The sequence below is a fragment of the Acinetobacter tandoii genome (genome assembly GCF_008867985.1).
Taxonomy (GTDB): domain Bacteria; phylum Pseudomonadota; class Gammaproteobacteria; order Pseudomonadales; family Moraxellaceae; genus Acinetobacter; species Acinetobacter tandoii.
Window position 1 is genome coordinate 458066 of sequence record NZ_VXLD01000002.1, and the last position, 11082, is coordinate 469147.

The following is an 11082-nucleotide window of genomic DNA, read 5'->3' on the forward strand; positions in this document are numbered from 1 at the left end:
GAGTATACGATGCTAAATTCAAATCTTATTAATTTGTTACTAATTGCAGGCATTATTTTTGTCGCAATTCTTGTGATTGGCTTTATAGTCGCCCGTTTATATCAACGTTCAAGTAAAGAAATTTCATTTGTCCGTACAGGATTTGGTGGCGAGAAGGTCATCTTGAATGGTGGTGCCATCGTTCTGCCTGTATTGCATGAAATTATTCCAGTAAATATGAATACTCTTCGACTCGAAGTGGTTCGTGCAGAAGAACAAGCCCTCATTACACGTGATCGTATGCGTGTCGATGTAATGGCAGAGTTTTATGTGCGGGTAAAACCAACTGCTGAATCGATTGCAACAGCAGCTCAAACCCTTGGTCGAAAAACCATGTCACCCAATGAACTTAAAAATTTGGTTGAAGGTAAATTTGTTGACTCTTTGCGCGCGGTCGCTGCTGAAATGGCGATGGAAGAACTACACGAAAAGCGTGTGGACTTTGTGCAAAAAGTTCAACAAGTCGTATCAGAAGATTTATTCAAGAATGGTTTAGAACTTGAAACAGTCTCTTTAACTGGTTTAGATCAGACCAGTTTTAAATACTTTAACCCGCAAAATGCGTTCGATGCAGAAGGTTTAACCAAACTTACAGAAACCATTGAAGACCGTCGTAAAAAACGCAATGTAATTGAACAAGATGCAGATCTTGCAATTAAAACTAAAAACTTAGAAGCTGAGCAAGCACGTTTACAAATTTTACGTGAAGAAGAGTACGCCAAATTACAACAAGAACGTGAAATTTCAGTCCGTCGAGCAGAACAGCTTGCTGAAATTGCAGCACAAGAAGCAGCTAAAAAACGTGATGCAGAAGAAGCACAAATTGCAGCTGAACGTGAAGTTGAATTAAAGCGTATCGCTTCTGCCCGCGATGTAGAAAATGAAAATATCTTAAAAGCTCAACTTATTCAAAAAGCTCAGGTCGAGCAAAAGAAAACCATTGAATTGGCAGAGCAAGATCGCGCAATTGCGATTGCTGAAAAGTCTCGTGCAGAATCAGAAGCCAAAGCTCAAGCAGACCAAGCTCGTGCTCAGGCAGTTAAAGCAGAAGAAGAAGTTCTCACCGTCCGTGAAACGCAACGTGCTGAACGTGAAAAAGCGGTTGAATTGGTTGCAGCAAAACAAGCTGCTGAAAAAGATGCGATTGCCATTACTGTTGCTGCCGAAGCTGGTAAAAAAGCAGCGGTGGACGAAGCGGAAGCAATTCGAATTGCTGCTGAAGCGGAAGCTGAAAAAGCCCGCCTACATGCCAAAGGTGAAGCAGATGCCAAAGTTTTACTGGCACAAGCTATGGAAAAACAATATCAGGTTGATGCTGAAGGTACTCGTGCCGTGCATGAGGCAAATAACACCTTATCGTCTGAGCAAGTTGAAATGCAAATTCGACTGGCTTTACTGAAATATCTACCTGAAATTATTCGCGAAAGTGTTAAACCAATGGAAGGTATTGATGATATTAAAATTTTACAGGTCAATGGTTTAGGAAGTGTTGCACATCCTCATGGTCATGAATCGACTCCTGAACATTCAACTGCTTCACTGTCCGATCAAGTCGTGAATAGTGCTTTACGCTATCGTTCACAAGCTCCATTAATCGATAGCCTTATGAGTGAACTTGGACTGCATGGTGGTGATATCAATGGTTTGACCCAACAACTGAAACCGCAAAGCAAAGTATAAATTCCATTTATAAAATTAAGCGCAACTTAAGTTGCGCTTTTTTCATCAAAATATTACATATTGCCACGTCATACTCAGTTAAAATTCAACCTTATAGGACCTAAACACAAGGACCATGCATGCATCTTACGATCTATCCTGCTTTGTGGTTTGATAATCAAGCGTTAGAAGCTTTTGAATTCTATTGCTCAGTTTTTCCAAACAGCATGATCCTTGAACATAATCAGACAGTCGTAAAAGCATCTTTGTCCAATCAATGCTTTATTGGAATAAATGGTGGTCCCTATTTCTTACCTAATCCCGCCATCTCTTTTACAGTGATTTGCGATAGTCGCGAAGAAATTAACGCGCTATGGCAAAAACTTATTCTCGGCGGTGCAAGCATAATTGATCTCGGTCATTATTCTTGGAACGCTTATTATGGTTGGATTCAAGATCAATTTGGCTATACCTGGCAATTACAACTAGGTAATGGTGGTAAAACACAACAACACATTCTTCCCAATTTATTATTTTGTGGTATGCATCAGAACCAGTGTTCGCAAGCCCTACAATACTATCAGAAGATTTTTCCAGAATTTCAGCGCCATCAATTGCTTCGCTACCCTTCTGGTGACTTGGAAGGAAAAATACAAAATAGCATTTTTAGCTTGAACCACCTGAAATTTATAGCAAAAGATAGCCCCCATAAGCATATTTTTGATTTTAATGAATCCGTTTCTTTTGTGATTCCGTGTAAAACACAGCAAGAAATTGATTATTACTGGAATTATTTTACAGAACATGGTTCGGAAAGTTGGTGTGGCTGGTGCAAAGATGTTTTTGGTATTAGTTGGCAGGTCATTCCAAAAAACCTTGCACAAATCTTAGCGAGTCATCCCGAAGCCTATTCAACGCTGACACGTATGAAAAAAATTATTATCGAAGATTTACTTATTTCAAAAAATGAATAAAAAAATATTCGTGCATTTTAGAATAACTGTACCCAAAAGATTCGAATTAACTGCCCTCGATCATAGGGAAAATTTGACAAATATTCATAGCCAAGTTTATTACGCTTATTTAACTTAATTTCAATACCATAACCAAATGATATTCTTAAGGCATCTAAATCTGCACTGTTGAATTCACCTGTTCCGAGTTTATTGGTGAAATTGTCAGAATTATAAGCGGTATAATTAAACACTCGAATATATTCATTTTCATAAAAGTCATTATTCGCTACGCTATAGTCATTTTCTTTTTCATTATGCTGCTCCGCAAGATGCTGATAATAATAAAAAATTTCATCACCAATAAATTCATCCATGTAGACGTCTTCATTTTCAGCCATAGCAGCACTCATCAATAGAATAATCAGAGCGAATATCCTGAAAAAGAACACATAAACATGTCTTAACATCTGCAATACGGTGTCGTGAAAATAGAATTTTATGTATAAATATAGCATAGTTAAACAACATCACATACCATGCCAAATTAAACTACAACCCTGATTTTTCAGAAAATAAAAATCCTATTAAAAAAAGGCTTCATCATATTGAAGCCTCTTATCACTTTAAAATAATTATTTTCTGGATTAGAACTGTTTGGTCAGAGAGAATACAACACTTCCTTTCATAATATTGGCATCACTATCGATATTATTATCAATCCATACCAACTCTGAATTTAACCCCAAAACTTCCACACCTAAACCAATTTTATAGTCAAAATAATCATCTTGCTGACCATCACCACCAAATGCTTTAGCAAACTGTTCGTTGTCTTCCAGTTTGGTATAGCCCAAGCTCGAAACAAGTTTAATATTTTTATACACTGGAAATTTGTAACTTGTATTTAAGTAAATTTCTGTACCTGATTTAAAAGCGAACTCAGGTGAGTAAAACACTCCTGCTGTAAAATAGTCACCATCCTTCATTAAATCACTATGATTATAATTCACGCCAAACTCACTAAAATCGGTGTGATATTCTTTGATCGTGCCAGGATAATTCACATCGGCATAGTTAATATCTAGGAATGATTTTTCTGTGATGGGTAGATTATAGCCCACAAAAAAGTCAGCTTCGACATTCCCTCCTGCCCCAACATCCGCATTCGATGCCCATAAACTTAGATAGACGCCTGATTTATGCGAAAAGTTTAAAGCCCCTTGAACGGCAGGATCACGATTCGACATAGACACTCCACGGAAGCGATAATCCGTCAACATTGCCATAGAGCCTGCCACTGTAATTGTAGGTGTAGATTCAGAAGTCGTTGCTTCCTCTGCAAATACTGAAACTGATGACATTAAAAGTGATACAGTCAACAACCGTTGAACACATGATTTAAACATAGATTCCCCCAAATCTTAAGATTTGCCACATCAAGGTTTTGATATGGCATGTTTTATTGCTATCGCAGCATTAATGTGAATGTGTCGTCGTATCTTTTGGTGTGTTTAGATTCAAAGTTGGTGTTTCATCGAAGAAGTTCCATGGTTTAAGCAGTACATTCACCCACTCCGTTGGCATGATTGGCCATTCTTCTGCTCGAGCAACATGCGTTGTACCCGTGGTTAACCATACGACTAAGTCTTTGTTATTGATGTTGTCGTTATTTTGAACAAATTGCCCCAAGCCTGTATCTTTGTCAGAACGGTTTGGATACGCGCCCTCAGGATATAATTCTGTCGGGTTATATTTGGTCACCCAAATTTGCTTGTCCATGAAGTTTAAACGTTTGAATAACCATTCATCTGGACTAAAGTTTGCGCCTTTGGCAATTGGGTGCGTGCCACCAGCAAATGGAATCAGTTGATAAGAAACGGGATTGCCAACTTTGTTCTCTTTCGAATAGTTACTGATTAAACGAATGGTTGATGGATTAAATTTCTCTGCTGCTTCTTGTTCATTACTCACCACATGTTTTTCGATTTCCATCGTGCTTTTACGCACACCTTTTTTATTCACATTTACAACAGGGTTCATGTGGGTCAGTGTATTGTTCTCACCATCGATATCTAAGTCTAAACGGAAGTTATAAATATGCTGATGGGTTGTTCCCACAATATTATGATCAATCAAAGTTCCGTAACGGGTATCTTCTTTGGCTGTTGCATCATGCATAGTTGATGCTTTTACCCCTTTAACCGCTTCAATACCTGTAGCACCCGCATTAATCCCTATGGTGCCATTGTCTGAGAAGACCCAATCAAACATGTAGTCATAGTTACCAACTGTACTAATCCAGCGCACCACAAGCTCACGGCGCTCGGCACTTACATTGCTTTGTCCCATTTCTTGATGTTTAAACTCGGGTCCCGCATAACGTTCAAATACAGCAATTGCATTTGGAATCGTCATTGGTTTACCTTCGTAATCAGCAATCACTGCATCAAGCAGTACAGCATTCTCAGGAACATCCTTACCCCGCTCAATAGATGAGGTCAACGTACCCATTCCATATTCACCAGAGTCGAGATAAGACTTGAAGTACCAACCCATATCTGGATCACCATAAGGCACAACCATTCCCCCAAGATTGCCTTGGTACATGACTTTACGTTTTACGCCCTTATCTTTAAAAGTGACTGTGCCAACTTGTAAACCTACACGAGAATCAAGCCCGACATGGAAGCACCAGTTGCCCCAATGAATATACTGACCCGTAATGCTGTAGTTTTTACCCTCAGGTTCTACAATATTCAGAGGCTTACGTGTTTCTGCTTTTTTATCACGACCATCATAAGGACGTGGTGTCATGGGTACAGGCACTAAACTGCCCTCTTCAATTTTGACAATTTTCTTTTTGTCTAAATCGACGACAGCAACCAAATTCTCAATAGGATGTGCCCAATAGTTTCCATCACCTACATCAAGATAGCTGACAATTTTCAGTAAGCTAAGTTCTTTATTTAAACCATCTTCACCACCAAAGTATCCTACAGTCAGTGGTGTACCCACGACTTTAGTGACATCTGTAATGCCACGTTTTGCTAACGCAGCTTTATACTCTGGACTCTTCTGAATAACCTCTTGTACCATCATAAAGTCATCCAACAACACCATTCCATGCGTTGCAGGTAAGACCTTCCAAGCCTTTACTTGTTGTGTGTTCAGATCAACCACACCCTCAATAATATTATCGCTTTGTAATAAGCTAAATTCGGCTAAACGTGGACCTTTATATTCAGTATGATTCAGCACACTGTTCCAAACTGCATTTTTTTCAGGTTCTTGTAAACGAATACGGCTGAAACGTAATGCTTTCGGTGCACGTTGATCTGCCTGAATGATCTTCGTCACTGACTGGATTTCTTCTGTCGTTAAGGTATTTAACGGATGCTTTACGGTTTCAACTTGAAAGGTTTGATCAAGGCCAGATTGGAAAATCTCATTTGCCAATGTTTCCGATGCCATAGCTTGACCGTCTTTTACAATAATGGGTGCCGAAATTTTTAAAGGCTTTCCATTCACCATAATGGTGGTTGAATTTGGTTTTGCTCGGACTAAGGTCGAATTTTTGCTGATGGTATAGATATTGGCATATTGGTCTTGCTGTACCGTTGCACCAACCGATTGCATGGCTTGTTGTAACGGTAACATTTTCGCTGCTTCACCATGTGCCATCGCTTGATTTGCACATGCACCAATTGCCATTACACCAACAACATTTGATATTTGTTTAAGATATTTTTTCAGCATTTGTGAATGTAATGTTTTCATCTCGGATTTCCTTAGCCTTACAAACTGTTTTTCTATGCTGAAAAATTACGCTGTTCCCTATGCAAAAAAATCATCCCAAAGGATGATTTTTAAAATTGAAGATAGATCGATCTTATATTTATTATGAATGTCAGCCAGACAGTACTCGGCTCATCAATTCCTGACGGCTTCTGACCTGTGTTTTTTGATAGATATGCTGTAGATGGGTCTTAATAGTTGATATTCCACAATGCATTTCATTGGCAAGTGCCTGATTATTTAGACCTTTACATAACAAGCCTAATATTTTAGATTCTTGTCGCGTTAGTGACTCAGTTAAACCTTCATTAAATAGGCTAACCTGATGACTAGAAACGTCATAAATTTGATTAAAACAACAAGCGGTCAAATCATAAAATGATTCAACCATTTTTAACTCTTGATCAGAAAATTCCATATAGGCTGAAGACCGAACCAAACTCATGCCACGAATAGGAACCCCATTCTGCCTAAAAAAAAGTTCAATCGTATCTTTTACATTCCATTTTTTTCTAAAGTCATCATACTCATTATTAGAAGCCACGGCTTGTAATACACTAAACTTCATATCTGTTTGATGGTATGCAAAACGAAAATGTACAGGGTCAAAACATTGCATACCTCCCAAGTATTCATCGACTGCTTGACGAGATATGCCTTTAAATGAATATTGACTCGCTGTTGTTTCCGAATCGATATTAAACGCAACCAATCCGTCAAATGGCAGCACTTTTTGGATATTACGGGTGAACTCTTCGCTGAACTGATTCCAATTTACCGCTTGCATGGTATCAAAACACTATTTTGAATGAATACTTGCTTAGAGCAATTTATATACCAAATAGAATGCGATAAACGTAAAAAAGCGCATGTTACCTAAGTAACACACGCTTTTTTTACTTAATAAATCTTAAAAATTAAGCTAAACCTTTGTCTTTCAATACCTGTAACATGGTTGCACCCAACTCTGCAGGACTGCGTGTATACGCCATTCCAGCACGTTCAAAAGCAGCGAATTTTTCTTCGGCTGTTCCCTTACCACCTGAAATAATTGCACCTGCATGACCCATGCGCTTACCTTTTGGTGCTGTTACCCCTGCAATATAACCTACTACAGGTTTAGAAACATTAGACTGAATATATTCAGCTGCTTCTTCTTCAGCAGTTCCCCCAATTTCACCAATCATGATAATCGCATCAGTATCTGGATCATCTTGGAACAGTTTTAATGCATCAATTTGGTTCATACCCGGAATTGGATCTCCTCCAATACCAATACAGGTTGATTGCCCAAGGCCAAGTTTAGTGGTCTGAGCAACAGCCTCGTAAGTCAGGGTTCCTGAACGTGAAATAATTCCGATACGACCCGGTTGATGAATATGACCCGGCATAATTCCAATCTTACATTCGCCTGGCGTGATCACACCAGGACAGTTTGGACCGACTAGACGCGTACCATTGCCATTGGTTTCTAAATAACGCTTGGCTTTTAACATATCCAGCGTAGGGACACCTTCGGTAATTACTACAATCAGTCCAACACCTGAATCTACCGCTTCAATGATTGAGTCAAGGACATAAGGCGCTGGCACATAAATCACAGATGCATCAGCTTGTGTTTCACGCACAGCATCTTTCATGGTGTTAAATACAGGCAAATCTAAATGTGTGGTTCCACCTTTACCTGGGGTCACACCACCCACGACTTTGGTTCCATAATCGAGAGCTTGTGCAGAATGAAACGTACCATTCTTACCTGTGAAGCCTTGTACCAATACTTTTGTGTTTTTATTAATTAATACGCTCATGATGGCACTCCTTATGCTTTTACTGCTGCAACAATTTTTTCTGCTGCATCAGCCAAGCCGTTTGCAGAAGTTAATTTCAAACCTGATTCATCTAGAATTTTTGCACCCAATTCTGCATTGTTGCCTTCTAAACGAACCACGACAGGAACACTCACATGTACTTCCTGCACTGCAGCAATAATGGCTTCCGCAATCATGTCACAACGAACAATACCACCAAAAATATTAATCAATACACCCTGTACCGAGGTATCTGCCAAAATCAATTTGAAAGCTTCAATTACACGTTCTTTGGTTGCACCCCCACCAACATCAAGGAAGTTTGCAGGCTGCCCACCATAAAGTTTAATGATATCCATAGTAGCCATTGCCAAACCTGCACCATTGACCATACAGCCAATATTGCCTTCAAGTGCAACGTAGTTCAGATCAAATTCCGATGCTTTTAGCTCACGTTCATTTTCTTGTGACTTGTCACGAAGTGCAGAAACTTCTGGCAAACGATATAAGGCATTCGAATCAATACCAACTTTGGCATCAACACATAAAATTTCACCATTTTCACGAACAGATAATGGATTAATCTCGAATAAAGCAAAATCATTTTCAATAAATGCCTGATATGCAGCAGTCATAATTTTGACAAATTGTGCAATCTGAGCATCTTTTAATTTCAAAGCAAATGCGACTTCACGTGCTTGGAAAGGCTGTAAGCCCACCAAAGGATCTACTTCTACTTTGATAATTTTCTCTGGAGTTTCTTCTGCAACTTTTTCAATTTCAACACCACCTTCGGTCGATGCCATAAAAGTTACGCGTCGACTTGAACGATCAACGACTGCTCCAAGATATAACTCACGCTCTACTGGATAGACATCTTCACAAACCAAGACACTATTCACAGGCTGACCATTAGCATCGGTTTGATAAGTCACTAAACGAGTACCGATGATATGGTTTGCGTAATCTGCCGCTTCAATGCTGGATTTGACGACTTTAACGCCACCAGCCTTACCTCGACCACCAGCGTGCACCTGCGCTTTCATGACTGCGAATTTTCCGCCAAGCTGCTCAAAAGCTTTTACTGCTTCTTCAGCATTGGTTGCCAATACACCTTCTTGAACAGGCATACCATATTTTTTTAATAACGCTTTGGCTTGATACTCATGTAGATTCATTGACTAACCTTTTACTACTTCTTTGCTTTGTTATGGACCGACTAATTCCTAGACTCACGTCTTATTTGGTATTAGTCCTTTTACATTTTTTCTTTCTTATTTGTAGTAGATTGTTCTGGTAAAAACAACCTTTAATCAAAAAAAAGAGCGGTTAAAACCGCTCTTTTCTTGTCTTATTTACGTTTACGCTGAATTGCGTGAATTGCTCGGCCATCGACAGCCAATGCAGCTTCATGAACAACTTCAGAGAATGTTGGGTGACCAAAAGTCATCAACTGAAGATCTTCAACAGAAGATACAAACTCAAGTGCGATCATCCCTTGGTGTACGATATCAGACGCAGCAGGTCCAATTACGTGCATACCCAATAAACGGTCAGTTTTTGCATCCGCAACGAACTTCACGAAACCTGAATTTTCACCAGCAGCCATTGCACGACCATTTGCAGCGAAACCGAATTGACCAGTTTTAACTTCATGACCTTTTTCTTTCGCTTGCTCTTCTGTTAAACCTACCCACGCCGCTTCTGGGTGTGTATAGATTACAGAAATGATTGTGTCATAGTTGACTTGTGCAGCATGACCGTGAATTCGTTCAACAGCCATTACACCTTCTTCCATTGCTTTATGCGCAAGCATTGGACCGCGTACTAAGTCACCAATTGCATATACACCTTCAACAGAAGTTGCACACCAATCGTTCACTTCCACTAAACCACGTTCAGTGAGTTTAATACCTGAATCATCAGCCAATAAACCTTCTGCATAAGCACGACGACCAACACAAACGATTAATTTATCGAAAGTTTGAGTCTTGTCTTCGCCACCTTGCGTGTACTTAACTGTCACTTCACGACCGTTAACTTCAGTACCAGCAACTTTAGCGCCTACGCGAATGTCTAAACCTTGTTTAGTCAATACTTTTTGGTAGTCTTTAGCCAATGCTTTATCAGCCATTGGTAAGAATGCATCCATTGCTTCAAATACAACAACTTCAGCACCAAGACGACGCCATACTGAACCAAGTTCTAAACCAATTACACCAGCACCAATAACACCTAAACGCTTAGGAACTTCTTGGAATTCTAAAGCACCAGTTGAATCAACAATAATGTCTTGATCAACAGGAGCTACAGGAATATTTACAGGCACAGAACCAGATGCAAGAATCACATATTTTGGCTCTAAAATTTGAGTTTCACCTTCATGAGAAACAAACTCAACTTTTTTACCAGCAAGTAATTTACCAGTCCCTTTTAACCATTCGATACCATTACCTTTAAGAAGGCCGTCGACACCCATAGTTAATTGGTTGACGATTTTATCCTTACGGTCAAGCATTTTAGCCAAGTCAAACTTCACTTCACTTGTTGTAATACCGTGATCATCTAAATGATGAACTGTATCTTCGTAGCGGTGAGAAGAATCAAGTAAAGCTTTAGAAGGAATACAACCCACGTTTAAGCAAGTACCACCTAAAGATGGTTTGCCTTTGTGAATACGTTTTTCGATACAAGCAACTTTAAAACCTAATTGCGCTGCACGAATCGCTGCTTCATAGCCACCTGGGCCACCGCCAATTACAACAAGATCAAATTGTTGAGACATGTTTATCTCCAAATACAGGCTTAGAGGATAGCTCTAAGCC

9 protein-coding genes are annotated in these 11082 nt (G+C 39.4%); 2 read left to right on the plus strand and 7 right to left on the minus strand.

The window, feature by feature from the left end; translation table 11 throughout:
- The first annotated feature begins 9 nt into the window (after nucleotides 1-9).
- Nucleotides 10-1719, plus strand: coding sequence for a flotillin family protein (locus tag F4W09_RS05165; RefSeq protein ID WP_151504222.1), 1710 nt, complete (start codon nucleotides 10-12; stop codon nucleotides 1717-1719).
- A 143-nt stretch (nucleotides 1720-1862) separates the two neighbouring features.
- Entirely contained in the window at nucleotides 1863-2672 is an 810-nt protein-coding gene (locus F4W09_RS05170; RefSeq protein ID WP_171492396.1) for a VOC family protein, read from the plus strand.
- Between the two features lie 17 nt (nucleotides 2673-2689).
- Here F4W09_RS05170 and F4W09_RS05175 read toward each other — a convergent pair whose 3' ends face one another.
- From F4W09_RS05175 to lpdA, 7 genes are all read right to left on the minus strand, one after another.
- Nucleotides 2690-3052: a hypothetical protein gene (locus F4W09_RS05175; RefSeq protein ID WP_244948549.1), complete on the minus strand. Its 363-nt coding sequence runs from the start codon at nucleotides 3050-3052 to the stop codon at nucleotides 2690-2692.
- 246 nt (nucleotides 3053-3298) lie between these two features.
- Nucleotides 3299-4060, minus strand: a complete 762-nt coding sequence (locus tag F4W09_RS05180) for a TorF family putative porin (protein WP_151504225.1) — start codon at nucleotides 4058-4060, stop codon at nucleotides 3299-3301.
- A gap of 70 nt (nucleotides 4061-4130) precedes the next feature.
- Nucleotides 4131-6431: a primary-amine oxidase gene (gene tynA / locus F4W09_RS05185; protein ID WP_151504226.1), complete on the minus strand. Its 2301-nt coding sequence runs from the start codon at nucleotides 6429-6431 to the stop codon at nucleotides 4131-4133.
- 130 nt (nucleotides 6432-6561) lie between these two features.
- Nucleotides 6562-7236 carry a response regulator transcription factor gene (locus F4W09_RS05190; RefSeq protein WP_044740216.1) on the minus strand — a complete coding sequence of 225 codons (675 nt, stop codon included), beginning with the start codon at nucleotides 7234-7236 and terminating at the stop codon, nucleotides 6562-6564.
- Between the two features lie 130 nt (nucleotides 7237-7366).
- Nucleotides 7367-8257: a succinate--CoA ligase subunit alpha gene (sucD, locus tag F4W09_RS05195; RefSeq protein WP_044740217.1), complete on the minus strand. Its 891-nt coding sequence runs from the start codon at nucleotides 8255-8257 to the stop codon at nucleotides 7367-7369.
- A gap of 11 nt (nucleotides 8258-8268) precedes the next feature.
- A complete protein-coding gene (gene sucC / locus F4W09_RS05200; protein ID WP_016165824.1) occupies nucleotides 8269-9435 on the minus strand; it encodes an ADP-forming succinate--CoA ligase subunit beta in 1167 nt (388 codons plus the stop codon).
- Between the two features lie 173 nt (nucleotides 9436-9608).
- Nucleotides 9609-11042, minus strand: a complete 1434-nt coding sequence (lpdA, locus tag F4W09_RS05205; protein WP_151504227.1) for a dihydrolipoyl dehydrogenase — start codon at nucleotides 11040-11042, stop codon at nucleotides 9609-9611.
- Nucleotides 11043-11082 lie beyond the last annotated feature (40 nt).